This is a genomic window from Pseudomonas sp. WHRI 8519 (genome assembly GCF_040224055.2).
Lineage (GTDB): Bacteria > Pseudomonadota > Gammaproteobacteria > Pseudomonadales > Pseudomonadaceae > Aquipseudomonas > Aquipseudomonas putida_X.
The window spans coordinates 5,847,904-5,864,718 of sequence record NZ_CP167996.1 but is presented as its reverse complement, the minus strand read 5'-3'; the positions used below and the strand labels follow the sequence as shown (position 1 = coordinate 5,864,718).

Annotated in this window: 12 protein-coding genes; 7 read left to right on the top strand and 5 right to left on the bottom strand. The window is 62.2% G+C overall.

The features are described from left to right. Positions 1 to 6 precede the first annotated feature (6 nt). A complete protein-coding gene (locus tag ABRP30_RS26840) occupies positions 7 to 912 on the top strand; it encodes a TauD/TfdA family dioxygenase (protein WP_349976006.1) in 906 nt (301 codons plus the stop codon). A 47-nt stretch (positions 913 to 959) separates the two neighbouring features. Here the strand turns inward: ABRP30_RS26840 and ABRP30_RS26835 are convergent, their stop codons facing one another. Further along, on the bottom strand, positions 960 to 1,874 hold the full coding sequence (locus ABRP30_RS26835; protein ID WP_267819520.1) for a LysR family transcriptional regulator: 915 nt from the start codon (positions 1,872 to 1,874) through the stop codon (positions 960 to 962). Positions 1,875 to 2,065: 191 nt separating this feature from the next. Between ABRP30_RS26835 and ABRP30_RS26830 the strand changes: the two genes are divergently transcribed. From ABRP30_RS26830 to ABRP30_RS26810, 5 genes are all read left to right on the top strand, one after another. After that, positions 2,066 to 4,402 carry a TonB-dependent receptor gene (locus ABRP30_RS26830; protein ID WP_349976005.1) on the top strand — a complete coding sequence of 779 codons (2,337 nt, stop codon included), beginning with the start codon at positions 2,066 to 2,068 and terminating at the stop codon, positions 4,400 to 4,402. A 16-nt stretch (positions 4,403 to 4,418) separates the two neighbouring features. Next, positions 4,419 to 6,095 carry an aryl-sulfate sulfotransferase gene (locus ABRP30_RS26825; RefSeq protein ID WP_267819517.1) on the top strand — a complete coding sequence of 559 codons (1,677 nt, stop codon included), beginning with the start codon at positions 4,419 to 4,421 and terminating at the stop codon, positions 6,093 to 6,095. Positions 6,096 to 6,359: 264 nt separating this feature from the next. Beyond that, positions 6,360 to 7,802, top strand: coding sequence for an NADP-dependent succinate-semialdehyde dehydrogenase (gene gabD, locus ABRP30_RS26820; protein WP_349976004.1), 1,443 nt, complete (start codon positions 6,360 to 6,362; stop codon positions 7,800 to 7,802). Positions 7,803 to 7,980: 178 nt separating this feature from the next. Continuing rightward, on the top strand, positions 7,981 to 9,258 hold the full coding sequence (gabT, locus tag ABRP30_RS26815; RefSeq protein WP_349976003.1) for a 4-aminobutyrate--2-oxoglutarate transaminase: 1,278 nt from the start codon (positions 7,981 to 7,983) through the stop codon (positions 9,256 to 9,258). A gap of 137 nt (positions 9,259 to 9,395) precedes the next feature. Then, positions 9,396 to 10,655, top strand: a complete 1,260-nt coding sequence (locus tag ABRP30_RS26810; RefSeq protein WP_349976002.1) for a response regulator — start codon at positions 9,396 to 9,398, stop codon at positions 10,653 to 10,655. 36 nt (positions 10,656 to 10,691) lie between these two features. Here ABRP30_RS26810 and ABRP30_RS26805 read toward each other — a convergent pair whose 3' ends face one another. Then, complete coding sequence (locus tag ABRP30_RS26805) at positions 10,692 to 11,678, bottom strand: sensor domain-containing diguanylate cyclase (protein ID WP_267824130.1); 987 nt, start codon at positions 11,676 to 11,678, stop codon at positions 10,692 to 10,694. A gap of 141 nt (positions 11,679 to 11,819) precedes the next feature. Beyond that, the gene (gene desA / locus ABRP30_RS26800; protein ID WP_349976001.1) at positions 11,820 to 13,004 is read right to left on the bottom strand and encodes a delta-9 fatty acid desaturase DesA; all 1,185 of its coding nucleotides are present in this window, start codon (positions 13,002 to 13,004) and stop codon (positions 11,820 to 11,822) included. A gap of 146 nt (positions 13,005 to 13,150) precedes the next feature. On the opposite strand from desA, the gene dibA reads away from it, so the two are divergent. Next, positions 13,151 to 15,046 carry a phosphodiesterase DibA gene (gene dibA / locus ABRP30_RS26795; RefSeq protein ID WP_267819509.1) on the top strand — a complete coding sequence of 632 codons (1,896 nt, stop codon included), beginning with the start codon at positions 13,151 to 13,153 and terminating at the stop codon, positions 15,044 to 15,046. A 24-nt stretch (positions 15,047 to 15,070) separates the two neighbouring features. Here dibA and ABRP30_RS26790 read toward each other — a convergent pair whose 3' ends face one another. Continuing rightward, on the bottom strand, positions 15,071 to 15,715 hold the full coding sequence (locus ABRP30_RS26790; protein WP_349976000.1) for a methionine ABC transporter permease: 645 nt from the start codon (positions 15,713 to 15,715) through the stop codon (positions 15,071 to 15,073). Next, positions 15,705 to 16,814 (bottom strand): methionine ABC transporter ATP-binding protein, encoded by a 1,110-nt coding sequence (locus ABRP30_RS26785; protein WP_349975999.1) that lies wholly within the window; start codon positions 16,812 to 16,814, stop codon positions 15,705 to 15,707. The genes ABRP30_RS26790 and ABRP30_RS26785 overlap by 11 nt, the downstream gene beginning before the upstream one ends. Between the last annotated feature and the right edge of the window lies 1 nt (position 16,815).

The window sequence follows — 16,815 nt, the reverse complement described above, 5'->3', positions numbered from 1 at the left end:
ACGACCATGAGTACTGCTGCACTGGCCACTGCGCCGCAAGCCCTCGAACTCGATATCCAACCTGTCGCCGGTCGTATCGGCGCGCACATTCGTGGCGTGAAGCTCTCCGCCGACCTCGACGCCGCCACGGTCGCGGCTATTCAGGCTGCCCTTGTGCAGTACAAGGTGATCTTCTTCCGCGGCCAAGCTCATCTGGATGACCAAAGCCAGGAAGGCTTCGCCAAGCTGCTGGGCGAGCCGGTCGCTCACCCCACCGTACCGGTGGTCGACGGCACCCGCTATCTGCTTCAGCTCGACGGTGCCGAAGGTCAGCGGGCCAACTCCTGGCATACCGACGTGACCTTCATCGATGCCTACCCCAAGGCCTCGATCCTGCGCAGCGTGGTCGCGCCAGCCTCAGGCGGGGATACCGTGTGGGCCAATACGGCTGCCGCCTATCAGGAGCTGCCCGAGCCGTTGCGCGCTCTGGCCGACGAACTCTGGGCGGTGCACAGCAACGAATATGACTACGCCAGCATCAAGCCGGATGTGGACCCAGCCAAGCTCGAGCGTTATCGCCAAGTCTTCACCTCGACGGTGTACGAGACCGAGCACCCGGTGGTGCGGGTGCACCCGATCAGTGGCGAGCGGGCGCTGCAGCTGGGGCACTTCGTCAAACGCATAAAGGGCTACTCGCTGGCCGACTCACAGCACCTGTTCGCGGTGCTGCAAGGACATGTCACTCGCCTGGAAAACACCGTGCGCTGGCGCTGGGAAGCGGGGGATGTGGCGATCTGGGACAACCGAGCGACGCAGCATTATGCGGTGGATGATTACGGCACCCAGCCGCGCATCGTGCGCCGGGTGACCTTGGCCGGTGAGGTACCGGTTGGGGTTGATGGGCAACGGAGCCGGACTACGCGCAAAGGCTGATAGCGTCAGGGCCGCGTTGCGGCCCTTTCGCGGCGCCAGGTCGCTGCTTACTCTTCGGCATCACAGGCCACCAACTGCCTGACCATTCCCTGCGCCAATGGCGACAACCCATACCCCACCCGGCTCACCACGCCATAGCGAGTGTAGAAAGACTCCTCCTGCTCCGGCGCCAGGTCCGCCAACCGCAGCGGCGTCAGCCCCTGCCCCGACTGATAAGGCCGCAAATTGGCACTGCAGGCAATGCCGATGGTGTCCGAGTGCATCACCACGTTGAGCAATGCATAACCATGCTCGCACTCTACCGAGGGTAGAAAGTCCTGCCTGCCGCTCAGTTCACTGAGGATCTTTCGGATGTTCGGCGGGCGGAAAGTGGTCGCCAGCGGGTAATCGAATACATCCCGCGCATTAACCCAGGGGCGCTCGGTCAGTGGGTGTCCGGCGCGGCAGCAAAAGTGCCAGCGCTGTGGTGTCAGCTTGTGAACCCGGTAGTCCGGGTCGGACTCGAACTGGCGGGTGTCGGCAACGAAGAATTCGATCTCCTCGGCAATCAGCTTGCGGTTCAAGGCCTGCCAGTTATCCACCTGAAAGCAGGTACGTGCCGCCGGGAATTCGGCGACGAAGCGCGCGACTGCCCGTGGTACCAGGCCACCCGCGGGGGCAGGGCCCGATCCGAAGCGCACGACGCCCGTGGTGGCGCCATTGAACTGGTGGATTTCGTTGACCAGATTGTGCGCGCCATGCACCAGCCGGCGGGAGTGCTCCAGCACCAACAGGCCCTGACGGGTGGGTGAAAGATCCTTGCTGGCGCGGTCGACCAAGCGGCAGCCGACGTTGTGCTCCAAGGTCTGGATGCTGCGGCTGAAGGCCGATTGCGACAGGTTCACCGCCGCCGCCGCAGCGACGAAACTGCGGTGTTCGACAAGGGCGATGAAGTGGCGGAGCTGGCGAAGGTCGATATGCATTTTTTACATGAAAACTTTCGGTCGAATGCAATTGATGAACAGGCTGAGCACCCTTATAAAGGCTGTTACTTATTCCTCAAAATATGAATAGAACATATTTATATCTCTTAAAAGAATATAAGCCCCTCTAGCCGCGATTCGGTTCCGCCAACGGAAATGCTCGCCAGGGCAATGCCTCAAGGAGCATTTGCATGTCCCGAATTTCCCGTTGGCCTGCGCGCGCGTCGCGCTTTACCTTGCAGCCTTTGGCCGCCGGCGTTCTGCTGGCGGCTTCCAGTGCCAGCTTCGCCGAAGAGCCGGTCGACACTGCCCCCGCCGTGGAGCAGAACGCCAAGCTTGGCACTGTCACCGTCAATGCCCGTCGCCGTGAGGAAACCGCGCAAAGCGTGCCCACGCCGATCAGCGTGCTCGACAGCGAGACCCTGGAAACACAGCGCATCTACCGTGTCCAGGACCTGCAACAACTGGTGCCCAGCACCAACGTGTCCTATGTGCATGCTCGCCAGTCGAGCATCTCGATCCGCGGCCTGGGCAACAACCCGGCCAGCGATGGCCTGGAAGGCAGCGTCGGCATCTACCTGGACAACGTCTATCTCGGCCGCCCTGGCATGGCGGTATTCGACCTGCTGGATGTCGAACAACTGGAAGTACTGCGGGGTCCGCAAGGTACGCTGTTCGGCAAGAACACCACGGCAGGCGTGCTGAACATCGTCTCGCGCAAACCGACCTTTCACCGTGAGGGCAGCATCCAGCAGTCCATTGGCGAGGATGGTTACCTGCAGACCCAGGGCAGTTTTTCCGGGCCGATCAGCGACACCTTGGCCGGGCGCATCAGTGCCTACCGAACCGAAGACGACGGCTATGTGAAGAACATCCACAACGGCGATCATCTGAACGGGGGCAAGCGGCAGGGCTTTCGGACCCAGTTGCTGTTCCAGCCGAGCGAAACCTTCAACCTGCGCTGGATCGGCGAGTACAACGAAGAGGATTCCAACAACGGCATCCTCAGCCTGTACAGCTCCGGGCCGACCATCAATGGTGTCAATCGTTACGAAAGCCTGGCTGCCCAGGCCGGTGCCACACTGGTTTCGGGCAAGGACCGCAAGGTCAATTTCGATTCCGACCAGCAGGTAACAGTGTTCCAGGGAGGCACCTCGGTGGAAGCCAACTGGACCCTGCCCAACGACTTCACCCTCACCTCGATAACCGCCTACCGCTGGTGGGACTTCACCCCGCGCAACGACGATGGTCTCAACGTGCCGGTGGCCTACAACGCCGGGGTCGCGGTGCGCGACAAGCAGTATTCACAGGAAATCCGCCTGGCGTCGCCCACCGGGGGGCTTTTCGATTATGTGCTCGGTGCCTATTACTTCAAGCAGGACCTGGACAACAAATCGTTCACCTATTACGGCCCGCAGGCCGACGTCTGGAACGCTACGCCCGCCGGTGCCCTGAACGACGTCACAACACTGGGTGACGGGCACATCGATACCGACAGCTATGCCCTGTTCGCCCAAGGCACCTGGCACATCACCGACCGCCTCGACTTCACCGCCGGTGTGCGCGGCACCTACGAAGAGAAGAGCGCCTCGGTGACACGGGATGCGCCGGTGGGCGGTGCGCCGGTGACCGGCGCCGCTGCTGCGGCGCGCCAAGGCAGGGTAGGGGCCTACGACTCGGGTGACCTCAACCAGTACAGCTTCAGCCCCTCCGGGCTGCTCGGCCTGAGTTACCGCTTCAACGAGCAACTGCTGGGCTACGCCACCCTGACCCACGGTGAAAAATCCGGAGGGATCAACCTGACTGTCGGCGCGGCGCCGCGGCTGGGCACAGATTCCTTGGTGGTCGGTACAGAGCGGGTCAACAACGCTGAAGTCGGTCTCAAGAGCACCCTGTTCGATGACCGTCTGCAGCTCAATGCCAACCTGTTCTGGGCCGAGGTGCATGGCTACCAGGCCAACGTCTACGACCAGACCAACCGCGTGCAGTACCTGGCCAATGCCGGGCGCGTGCGTTCGCGGGGGCTTGAGTTCGAGGCTACCGCGCTGCCGATCCGTGGGCTGACGGTCAACTTCAATGGCTCGTGGAATGACGTGCGTTACACCGAATACGACGATGCGCCATGCCCGCCCGAGGTCAGCCTGGTCAATGCCACCGCCACTTGCGACCTGTCCGGCCACCAGGTGGTCGGCGCCTCCAAGTACATCGCCAACCTCAACGGCCAGTACAAGTGGCAGTTGACCGAGCACATCGAGCCTTACGTCACCGCCAGCTATGCCTTCCGCTCCAAGGCGGTCGGCACCATCGATGATTCCGACTTCGGCCAGATCCCCAGCTACGCGCTGGTCAATCTGTCCACGGGTGTACGCCTGGACCAGGGCGACGGGGTACTCGATCTGTCGCTGTGGGTGAAGAACGCCGGCGACAAGACCTATTTCACCAGTTTGTGGAATTCCGCCAACGGCGGGTATGCCGGCGTGCTCGGCACCCCGCGCACCTTCGGCGCCACCGCCCGCTACGATTTCTGAGCACAAGGAGCTTTGCATGAACGCCAAGACCGAAACCCACGCACTGCCCGAGGGCGCCTGCCTGACTGCCACGGTGCCGCAGCGTGATGAAGCGCTGCTCGGCGATGTGGTGGTCAACCCGTATCGCCTGGCGCCGTTGACCGCAATCGTCCGCGATGGCGGGCGCACCCTGACCGCTGCCCATGTTCGCGTGCTGGGCCGCGGTGAACGTGGTGTGGATATCGCCTATGAGGTGTCCGACCGTTCGCTGTGGACCTACGGGGGCATCCCCGTGTTCGGGTTGTACCCTGACCATGTGAACCAGGTGGAAGTAACCTACAAGCTCGACGGTGAGCGTATTCGTGAGCGCTATCAGATCTACGCCCCGGCAGTGCGCTTGCCGGTAGTGGCCAAGCAGACCGCCGCACTGCCCGAAGTCGAGCCAGTCAAAGTTGCCCCCGGTTTTGCGAACCGTCTTTACCTGTTCAACCACTTGCTCGGTGACATTCCCGGTGGCCGCGCCTTCAAGTGGAATGGCCTGGGTGGTGCCGCCGAGTGGGACCAGGTTGGCAACAACTGGATCGCCGACAGCAACGGCGATGTGCGTTGGTATCTGGACATCGAACAAATCCACGATTCCAACCGCCGCGACGGCCTGGGCGGCACCATGGGCTTCCAGCAGACCCGCGACGGCAAGCTGATCTGGGGCCAAGGCCAGACCTACTCCAAGTACGACCTGCTGGGCCGGCGCATCTGGCAGCGCAGCTTGCCGGACAAGTTCGCTGACTTCTCCCACGAAATCCGCGAAACGGCCAACGGCACCTACCTGCTGCGTGTCGGTACCAGCGATTACCGTCGGCCTGATGGCAAACGGGTGCGCTCGATCCGCGACCACATCATCGAGGTCAATGAAGCCGGGGATGTCCTGGAATTCTGGGACCTCAACCAGATTCTCGACCCTTACCGCGGCGACCTGCTGGAGACGTTGGGCAAGGCCGCCATTCAATTGCCCGAAGGGGTACAGAAGCAGGACGACCGCCTGGCCAATGAATTGGCTGAAGGGGACCTGCCGTTCGGTGACACCCCGGGGGTGGGCACAGGGCGCAACTGGGCGCACGTCAATGCCATCGACTACGATGCCGATGACGACAGCATCATCGTTTCAGCGCGCCATCAGGGCGTGGTGAAGATCGGCCGTGACAAGGCGGTGAAGTGGATTCTGGCTTCGCCGCAGGGCTGGCCGCAGCGGCTGCAGGATAAGGTGCTCAAACCTGTTGGCAGTGAGGCCTTCGATTGGTCGTGGACCCAGCACACTGCCTGGCTGACCGGCAAAGGCACGTTGACGGTATTCGACAATGGCTGGGGGCGTGATTTTGCGCCGACAAAGCTTACCGGCAACTACAGCCGTGCGGTGGAGTACAGAATCGACGAAGCCAAGGGCACGGTCGAGCAGGTGTGGGAGTACGGCAAAGAGCGGGGCGACGAGTGGTACAGCCCGGTGACGTCGGTGGTCGCTTACCGTCCTGAAACCGATACCCAGTTCATCTATTCGGCATCGGTTGATTTCCTCACCCCCGAGAAGCTCACCACTACGGTGCTCAACGAGGTGCGCCGCGGTAGTCAGGAGGTACTGGTGGAGCTGAAGGTGCATAGCCGTCAGCCGGGCAGCGTCGGGTACCGCGCACTGGTGATCGACCTGGCCAAGGCCTTCTGATTATTCCCCTCGGGAGGGCCGTCGGTCCTCCCTTCACATTTCTTTCAGTTCATTCGTCTAACCTGTACTGGCTTTGGCGACGCTAAGGCCGGTTCGCTTAACCATTCATCCAGATCGAGCGCCGGCCTGTTCAACCATTCGTTCTTTTTTTCGAACAGCCTATTGTCCTATACCCCAGCAGCCGCTTAGCATTCGTTTGAGATTTCAAACGCTCGATGCCCTGCCTTGGGCGCTTTTCAACAATCAACAATTCGGGAAGCCGACATGCAGCTCAAAGACGCTCAGTTGTTCCGCCAGCAAGCCTTCATCAATGGTGAATGGCTGGATGCGGACAGCGGCCAGACCATCAATGTGACCAACCCGGCCACTGGTGAAGTCATCGGTACCGTGCCGAAGATGGGCACTGCGGAAACCCGCCGCGCCATCGAAGCTGCCGACAAGGCCCTGCCGGCCTGGCGTGCTCTGACCGCCAAAGAGCGCTCGAACAAGCTGCGCCGCTGGTTCGAACTGATGATCGAGAACCAGGACGACCTGGCTCGTCTGATGACCACCGAACAAGGCAAGCCACTGGCCGAAGCCAAAGGCGAAATCGCTTACGCAGCCTCGTTCATCGAGTGGTTCGCCGAAGAAGCCAAGCGCGTTTACGGTGATACCATCCCAGGTCACCAGCCTGACAAGCGCCTGATCGTCATCAAGCAGCCGATCGGTGTTACCGCCGCCATCACCCCGTGGAACTTCCCGGCGGCGATGATCACCCGTAAAGCCGGCCCGGCCCTGGCCGCTGGCTGCACCATGGTGCTCAAGCCTGCTTCGCAAACCCCTTACTCTGCCCTTGCCCTGGTCGAGCTGGCTACCCGTGCCGGCATCCCGGCTGGTGTGCTGAGCGTGGTGACCGGCAGCGCTGGCGAAGTCGGCGGCGAGCTGACCGGCAACTCCCTGGTGCGCAAACTGTCCTTCACCGGCTCGACCGAAATCGGTCGCCAGCTGATGGAAGAATGTGCCAAGGACATCAAGAAGGTTTCCCTGGAGCTGGGTGGCAACGCCCCGTTCATCGTGTTCGACGATGCCGACCTGGACAAGGCGGTAGAGGGCGCGATCATCTCCAAATACCGCAACAACGGCCAGACCTGCGTTTGCGCCAACCGTATCTACGTGCAGGACGGCGTCTACGATGCCTTCGCCGAGAAGCTCAAGGCCGCTGTGGCCAAGCTGAAGATCGGTAACGGCCTGGACGACGGCACCACCACTGGCCCGCTGATCGATGGCAAGGCCGTCGCCAAGGTTCAGGAGCACATCGAGGACGCCGTCTCCAAAGGCGCCAAGGTGCTGTCCGGTGGCAAGCTGATCGAAGGCAACTTCTTCGAGCCGACCATCCTGGTCGACGTGCCGAAGACCGCTGCCGTCGCCAAGGAAGAGACCTTCGGCCCGCTGGCGCCGCTGTTCCGCTTCAAGGACGAGGCCGAAGTCATCGCCATGTCCAACGACACCGAGTTCGGCCTGGCCTCGTACTTCTATGCCCGCGACATGAGCCGTGTGTTCCGTGTTGCCGAAGCGCTGGAATACGGCATGGTGGGTATCAACACCGGCCTGATCTCCAACGAAGTCGCGCCGTTTGGCGGTATCAAGGCTTCGGGCCTGGGCCGTGAAGGTTCCAAGTACGGTATCGAGGACTACCTCGAAATCAAGTACCTGTGCATCAGCGTCTGATGCGCTGAAGGCTTTACCTCTGCCAGCGGGGCGCGAGAGCGACGTCTCGCTGGCTTTTTTGACATCGCAGCACCTGGTGGCCAGGGCGTTCACGGCAGTCGATCAACGAATACTGTTCGCGAGCACTCCCAGCCACCCCCGAATAAAAGCGCCGCTGATCGGCGCAAATGAGGGCATTATGAGCAAGACCAACGAATCCTTGATGCAACGTCGTGCAGCCGCCGTCCCGCGTGGCGTAGGCCAGATCCACCCGATCTTCGTCGAAAGCGCGAAGAACTCGACCGTGATCGACGTTGAAGGCCGCGAACTGATCGACTTCGCTGGCGGCATCGCAGTCCTGAACACCGGCCATCTGCACCCTAAAGTGGTTGCCGCTGTTCAAGAGCAGCTGACCAAAGTCAGCCACACCTGCTTCCAGGTACTGGCTTACGAGCCTTACGTAGAGCTGTGCGAGAAGATCAACAAACTGGTCCCAGGTGACTTCGACAAGAAGACCCTGCTGGTTTCTACCGGCTCCGAAGCCGTTGAGAACGCCGTGAAAATCGCCCGTGCCGCCACTGGCCGTGCTGGCGTGATCGCCTTCACCGGCGGCTACCACGGCCGCACCATGATGACCTTGGGCCTGACCGGCAAGGTTGTACCGTACTCCGCTGGCATGGGCCTGATGCCGGGCGGCATCTTCCGCGCCCTGTTCCCGAGCGAACTGCACGGTGTCAGCGTTGACGACGCCATCGCTTCGGTCGAGCGCATCTTCAAGAACGACGCCGAGCCGCGCGACATCGCCGCGATCATCCTCGAGCCGGTACAGGGCGAAGGCGGCTTCCTGCCAGCGCCTAAAGAGCTGATGAAGCGCCTGCGGGCCCTGTGCGACCAGCACGGTATTCTGCTGATCGCCGACGAAGTACAGACTGGCGCTGGCCGTACCGGCACCTTCTTCGCCATGGAACAGATGGGCGTAGCGCCGGACCTGACCACCTTCGCCAAATCCATTGCTGGCGGCTTCCCGCTGGCCGGTGTTTGCGGCAAGGCCGAGATCATGGACGCCATCGCTCCGGGCGGCCTGGGCGGTACTTACGCCGGTTCGCCGATCGCCTGCGCCGCGGCTCTGGCCGTCATCCAGGTGTTCGAGGAAGAGAAGCTGCTGGACCGCAGCAAGGCAGTAGGTGAGCACCTGACCACCGGCCTGCGCAAGATCCAGGAAAAGCACCCGATCATTGGCGATGTCCGTGGTCTGGGTTCGATGATCGCTGTGGAAGTCTTCGAAAAAGGCACCCACACCCCGAACGCCGCCGCCGTTGCTCAAGTGGTTGCCAAAGCGCGCGACAAGGGCCTGATCCTGCTGTCCTGCGGCACCTACGGCAACGTCCTGCGTATCCTGGTTCCGCTGACCGCCGAAGATGAGCTGCTCGACAAGGGCCTGGCCATCATCGAAGAGTGCTTCGCTGAACTGGCCTGATGTGACAGGCTTCATAAAAAAACCCGCCTAGGCGGGTTTTTTTTGTGCCTAACAAAGGGCTGTGGCGCTATGGTTGTCACAGGACTTGCCTTGGAAGCTGCAACGGATTGCGTGTCAGGGATATTCAGGAGTTGGCCATGAGCGCTGCAGACCCCACCCCACCTTGCGTACTGATTGCCGAAGGCGACCCTTGGGTGCGCGACATGCTGCGTGAGATGTTGCTCAGCGTGCGTTGTGATGCCCGGCTGCAGGTATGCGCCGATGGCTCCCAGGCGCTCACGGCATTGGCCAGCAAGCCTGACCTGATCATCGCCGCCCGTGAGCTTGCAGGTGTCGATGGCCTGGACCTGTTGCGCAAGGTGCGCGCCAAGGGGCCGGGGTTGCCGTTCATTCTCATGAGCAACCGCAGTGACAGTGCCAGCGTGCGTGAGGCGCTGCCGCTGCACCCCACGGCTTACCTGAGCAAGCCACTGAACATGGACAACCTGCGCAAGCGTCTGGAAGAGCTGCTGCTTGAAGTGGGTGAGCAGATCGCCTGCCCGGTGCCGCCGTTGCAGCCTGGGGCAAGCCTGCCGGCCTTCCTTGAGCAGCGCCGCGCCACCGCCGATGGCGGGCCGCTGTTCGCGGATGTGCAGGTGGCGATCAAGCGCGCGCTGAACCCTCAGGGGCTGGACCTCAAGGTGCTCGAAGAGGAGGTGCGCAACGACCCGCAGGTGACTGCCGTACTGATCGCTGCCGCCAACAGTGCTGCCCTGCACCGCGATGCACCGGTGCAGACCTTGCTACAAGCCCTGCACAAGCTTGGCAGCACGCAGAGCATGAACCTGATCCTGGGCCTGGCCCTCAAACGCAGCGCCCGCCTGACCGATCCACTGCTGGCGCAGCAGGCGGCGCATTTCTGGAACTTGTCGCTGCATACCGCCGAATACGCGCGTTCGCTGGCGCGCATGCTCGAACTCGACGAAGAGCTGTGTTACTGCGCCGGGCTGTTGCACTGCCTGGGTGACCTTGCGGTGCTGCGCTGCCTGCAGGAATGGCGGCTGGCCGGTGGGGAACTGCACGATGGCCTGGTGCAGGCGTCACTGAGCGACTTCGGCGCAGCGTTCGGCTCGGCACTGCGAACCCGCTGGCGCTTGCCGCTGGGCCTGCGCGAGCTGATCGCGGCAATCTATCAGTTGGGTGGTGGGGTTTATTCTCGGGAGATCCTGGCCATGAACCTCGCCGGGCAACTGGCGCGACTGCCGGCGAGCCAAGAGTTGGAGAGGGTTGCCGAGAGCAAGACCGCGCGCTTGCTCAAGGTTGGGTTGGCGCAGTTGAGCCGGTTGCGCAAGGTGGAGAATCCAGAGGTAAAACCGCCGGAGCAAGAGCCGCCTGTGGCTGAGGAGAGGGGTACGTAACTGAGTTTTTGGGTGCCGCTGTGCGCACCCAAGGGTTCAGCCCCGCACGATCTGGTTCTTTCCCTGCCGCTTGGCCCGGTACATCGCCGCATCAGCCCGGGCGAAGAGGCTGTCCAGTGAGTCATCCTCTTCCGTGAGCCCGGTCAGCCCCTGGCTTACCGTCACGCCATACACCTGCTCGCCATGGCTGAAGCTCAGCCGCTGAATCTCGCGCTGCAGGCGCTCGGCGATCTGCTCGGCGACCTGCGCATTGCAGCCAGGGAACACCGCAGCAAACTCCTCGCCACCAATACGCCCGAACAGGTCGCCGCGGCGCAGCACCGCCTTGCCGCTGTCGGCAATGCGTTGCAGCACCTGATCGCCCTCCTGATGGCCATAGTTGTCGTTGATCTGCTTGAAATCGTCGATATCCAGCAGCAGGAATGCCAGGGGTGTGCCGTCTTCGCGTGCGTTGTCGAAGGCTTGGCCTGCACATTCGAAAAAGTGCCGGCGGTTGCTGCTTTGGGTCAGCACGTCGGTGGTAGCCAGGCGATGCAGTTCGCCTTCAAGCTGCTTCTTTTCGGTGATGTCCTCGGCAATGCCGACGATGATCACCCGCTCACCTTCATGCTGCTGGTTGATGTAGCACTTGTCACTCAGCCAGCGCACTTGGCCGTTTGCGTTGAGGATGCGGTATTCGCGGTCTTCAACCGCGCCTTTGATCAGCACCTGGGCCAGGCTGCGCTCGGCGTACTCCAGGTCATCGGGGTAGATGCTATCGCGCCACTCGTTGAAGTCGGCCAACACCAGGCTGGTAGGCCGGCCGAAAATGCGTTCGTAGGCGGGGCTGACGTAGAGCACCTGGCGTGTTTCCCAGTCGAACGCCCAGAGCACCGCATTGACGCTGTCGAGCAACGAGCTGAAGAGCTGTTCACGTTCGCTCAGGCGAGCCACTTCGCCTTGGGCATGCAGCAAGGCCAGCAGAGTTTGGGCTGCCTCGGGAGCTGAATTGCCGGGCAACGTTGGATGGATGTTCTTGGCCATGTGCACGGAGTGGCTCTCGACGGGTAAGCGTGCGGCCACAGACCGGCCCGCCACGCGGGCGATGTGCCGGGTTTGAGTGGTTTTTCAGAGGGGAAGTTCCAGCGGGCACGCCCCGTTGCAGGGCGTGCCGATCAACGGTGGTCAGGCGCCGTGCGGGCGCAGGGAGTAGGTTTTCAATTGCGCTGCAAAGTCGTGCAGTGCATGAATGCCACTGGCCTCCGCCTCGTGTACCCAGTCTTTCATGGCGGCGAGCATGTCGTGGCCGTTGGCGCTGGTACGGGCCCAGATCTGCTGCAAGGCCAAACGCTTTTCATAGATGGTCTTGAGTGCCTGGCTCTGCGCCAGCAGGGACTCGATACGCACATGGTGACGCTCTTCGAGCAGGCTGGGCTCCCGCGATAGCAGGCGTTTGGCCCGGCGGAAGCGATGGCGTACCGAGGCGTCGACCTTGGCCAGTTCCTGCTTGACCAGGGGGCCGATCACCAGCTTGCGGTATTGGGCCATGATCTGGAAGCGGTTGTTGAGGATGGCCATGGTGGTGTCCATGTCCAGGTTGGCCTTGCCCTCGACGCGGTGGGCGATGGGGGCCACTCGTTGCACTTTGGCCAGGCGCAGCAGGCACAACAGGCGTATCCAGGCCCAGCCCATGTCGAACTCCCAGCGCTTGACCGACAGCTTGGCCGAGTTGGGGTAGGTGTGGTGGTTGTTGTGCAGTTCTTCGCCACCGATGACGATGCCCCATGGCACCAGGTTGGTCGCCGCGTCACGGCACTCGAAGTTGCGGTAGCCCACCGCATGGCCCAAGCCGTTGACCACCCCCGCTGCCCAGAACGGAATCCACATCATCTGCACCGCCCAGATGGTGATGCCGATGGTGCCGAACAGCAGCAGGTCGAGCACTGCCAGCAGGGCGATACCGCCATGTTTGTAGCGTGAGTAGAGGTTGCGCTCGATCCAGTCATCCGGGCAATTTTTGCCATAGATCCGCAGGGTTTCGGGGTTGAGCGCTTCTTCCCGGTAGAGTTCGGCGCCCTTGCGCAGCACCGTGCCCAGGCCTTTGTGCACCGGGCTGTGCGGGTCGTCCGGGGTTTCGCACTTGGCGTGGTGCTTGCGGTGAACGGCTGTCCACTCGCGGGTGTTCTGCGCCGTGGTCAGCCACAGCCAGAAGCGGAAGAAGTGCTTGAGCGCGCCATTGAGCTCCAGGGCGCGGTGGGCCGAGTAGCGGTGCAGGTAGATGGTGACACTGATGATGGTCACGTGAGTCATCAGCAGGGTAACGCCAACCAGTTGCCAGGCCGACAAGTCGAGCAGACCGTAATACCACATAGGTGTAAAAGCCCTCGAAGAAACAGGGAAAGGCCTGATTATCCCTTGGTAGGGAAATAAAACCAGTCACCCTTTCAGATAGGACGTCACTGCATGTTTCTGCCTCTATAATGCCCCATCATTTTTCATGGACTTTTGTTGCCGACATGTCTGTTTCCGTTCGCGACGCCTTGCGCATGGCCGCGCTGTATCTGGTGCTCTCGATCCTCTGGCTGGTGCTGTCAGAGGTGGTTTTGCGCAGTATGTCTGAAGATCCCCTGGCCTTGGCCGTAGGGCGGCAGATCAATGTTGTCCTTTGGGTGCTGGCCAGTGCGGCGCTGATTTTCTTCACCCGGGCCCGTCTGCTCAATTTCATCGGTGTCGGCGCCCGTCTTCGCAGCGAGGACCGCGCCCGTCTGCGTATGGCCGCAGCCGTGTTCGACTGTACCCTGGAGGGCGTGCTGGTCACCGACCGCCAGGGGCTGATCGTGCACGTCAACCGCGCGTTCATGCGGATCACCGGCTACCAGCAGGAAGAAGTACTCGGCCAGCGCCCGAGCAAGTTCAAGTCCGGCCGGCATGGCGTGCCGTTCTATCAGCAGATTTATGCCACCCTGGCAGAGAAAGGCGAGTGGAGCGGGGAGATATGGAACCGGCGCAAGAGTGGTGAAATCTACCCGCAATGGCAGACGATCCGTGCCATTCACGACGATGACGGCGAGCTGACCCATTATGTCGCGGTATTCAGCGACATCAGCGCAATCAAGCATACCGAGCAGGAATTGGCCTACCTGGCCCACCACGACCCCCTTACCGGCTTGCCCAACCGTTTGCTGTTCAACGACCGGGCCGAGCAGGCACTGGCTTCGGCACAGGCCAACAAGCGTGGATGTGCGTTGTTGCTGCTCGATCTGGACCACTTCCAGAGCATCAACGATGGGCTAGGCCACACCATCGGTGATCAGCTGCTCAAGCTGGTAGGCGAGCGTCTGGCCGAGGTGGTTGGCAATGGTGTGACCTTGGCGCGCCTGGGCGGTGACGAGTTCGGTGTGCTGGCGGAGAACTGCCAGCAGGTCGGCCAGGCCGGCAAACTGGCACAGGCCCTCATCGAACGCATGCGCGAACCGTTCGAGTTCGATGGGCATCGGCTGTTCATCAGCGTCAGCGTTGGTATCAGCCTGTTCCCCAGTGATGCGTTGAGCGCCGAACAGCTGCTGCGCAACGCCGACTCGGCGCTGTACAAGGCCAAGCACAATGGCCGCGCCTGTTACGCGCTGTACACCGAAGAGCTGACGGCGCACGCCCAGCACCGTGTGGAAACGGCAGGCGAACTGCGCCGCGCGCTGGCCCAAGACGAGCTGCGGGTGTTCTACCAGCCGGTGTTCGACCTGTTCACGTCGAAGATGGTTGGGGTGGAGGCGCTGGTGCGTTGGCAGCACCCGCAACGTGGCTTGGTGCCGCCAAGCGAATTCATTCCTATCGCCGAGCGCACTGGGCTGATTGCCGACATCGACGCCTGGGTGATGCGCGAGGCGTGCCGGCAGATGGTCAGTTGGCAGGCTGACGGGCGCCTGCTCGAGTTCGTTGCAGTCAACATTTCCAGCCGGCTGTTCGGCCAGCGTGAGCTTTACCGGCAAGTGGCCGGTGTGTTGCACGAGACCGGCCTGGATCCGTCGCTACTGGAGGTGGAGGTGACCGAGAGTGCCGTCATGGAAGACCCCGAAGTCGCGCTGGAGCAACTGCACCGGTTGCGTGAGCTGGGCTTGAACCTGGCAATCGACGACTTTGGCACCGGCTATTCGTCGTTGCTGCGGCTCAAGCGCCTGCCAGTGCAGAAGCTGAAGATCGACCAGGGCTTCGTCGCCGGCTTGCCGATGGATGACGATGACGTCGCCATCGTGCGGGTGGTCATCGCCCTGGCGCGGAGCATGGGCATGCAGGTGCACGCCGAAGGCATCGAGCAGGCGGAGCAAGCCAGGTTCCTGCTCGAGCAGCAGTGCCAGTTGGGGCAGGGCTACTGGTTCGGGCGGCCCGTGCCGGCTGAGGGTTTGCGCTGGCACTGAGCCGGGCGCGAAGCGGTCCTTGCTTCAGCGCTTGTTCAACCCTTTCGCCAACCTGTCCCCACCCACTTGAATCACCGCCACCAGCGCCACCAGCATGGCAATCACCGTCAGCATGATCTGGCTGTCGAAGCGTTGGTACCCATACCGGTAGGCAATATCCCCCAACCCACCTGCACCGATCGCCCCAGCCATGGCGGAGGAGTTGATCAGCGTCACCAAGGTAATGGTGAAACCGCCGACGATCCCTGGCAGTGCCTCGGGCAGCAATACATGCCAGATGATGTGCCAACGTCGACACCCCATGGCCTGGGCCGCTTCCACCAAGCCGTGGTCCACTTCGCGAAGGCTGACTTCGGCAATCCGCGCGAAGAACGGCGTGGCGGCGATGGTCAGCGGCACCACGGCGGCCCACACACCATAAGTGGTACCGACCAGCAGGCGGGTGAACGGGATCAGCGCGACCATCAGGATCAGAAACGGGATTGAACGGAACAGGTTGACGAAGGCACCCAGCACCCGGTTCAGCAGGTGCGCCTCGAAAATGCCGCCTTTATCACTGGTCACCAGCAGCACGGCCATCGGCACGCCCACCAGCAGGGCGATAAATGACGACACGCCGACCATCAGCAGGGTGTCGAGCAAGCCTTCGAGCAAGCGGTCAAACCACATGGCCCAATACCTCCACATCTTCGGCCCAGCGGCGGGCATGTTCGAGCAAGTGATGGGTGTCGTGCGGGGAGCCGTGTACCGACAGGATCAGTTGCCCAAGGGCATGCTCGCCGATTGTTTCGATCCCGCCCTGCAGCAGGCGCACACGCCCACCCAGGTCGCTGAACAAGTCGGACAGCGCCGGCTCGCCAAGCACCGTGAGCTTGAGCACGACGGCGGCGTTGCGACTTGCCGGGCTGGCTTGCAGGCTCGCCTGCAAAGCTGCAGGCAGCTTGGCCTGCAAGGGCGCGAGCAAGGTGCGGGTGACTTCATGGCGGGGTGTGCCAAATACTCGCCAGACTTCACCCTGTTCGATAATTTCACCGCGTTCGAGCACCACCACGCGCTGGCAGATATCGCGGATGACGGCCATTTCGTGGGTAATCAGCACCACTGTGAGGCCCAGGCGCTGGTTGATGTCGCGCAGCAGCTCGAGGATAGATGCCGTGGTCTCTGGGTCCAGCGCCGAGGTAGCCTCGTCGCACAAGAGGATTTCGGGGTCATGTACCAAAGCCCGGGCGATGCCCACACGCTGCTTTTGCCCACCCGACAGCTGTGCCGGATACATGTGATGTTTTTCCTGCAGGCCCACCAGTTCGAGCAGCGCACGGACCTTGTGCTGGCGTTCGGCCTTGGCCACGCCAGCCACCTTCAGCGGCAGCTCGACGTTCTGCCATACGGTCTTGGCCGACATCAGATTGAAATGCTGAAAGATCATGCCGATCCGGCGGCGCAGCGCTACCAGGCGGTCTTCGTCGAACGCAGCGATGTCGACCTGATCGATCAGTACGCGGCCTTGGCTGGGCTGTTCCAGCCGGTTGATGGTGCGCAACAGTGACGATTTACCTGCGCCGCTGCGGCCGATGATGCCGAAGATCTCGCCACGGCGAATATTCAGGTCGATGCCCTGCAACGCCGGCTGCTGCTGGCCCGGATAGGTCTTGCCAAGGCCGATGAAGCGTACATGCGCGTCATTGACTTCCTGGCGCAAAGGCTGCTCCCGCGCAGGTGGCGGCGCGGGTTGAAGGGAGGGCGCCCTGAGGGCGCTGGCCTGACTCATT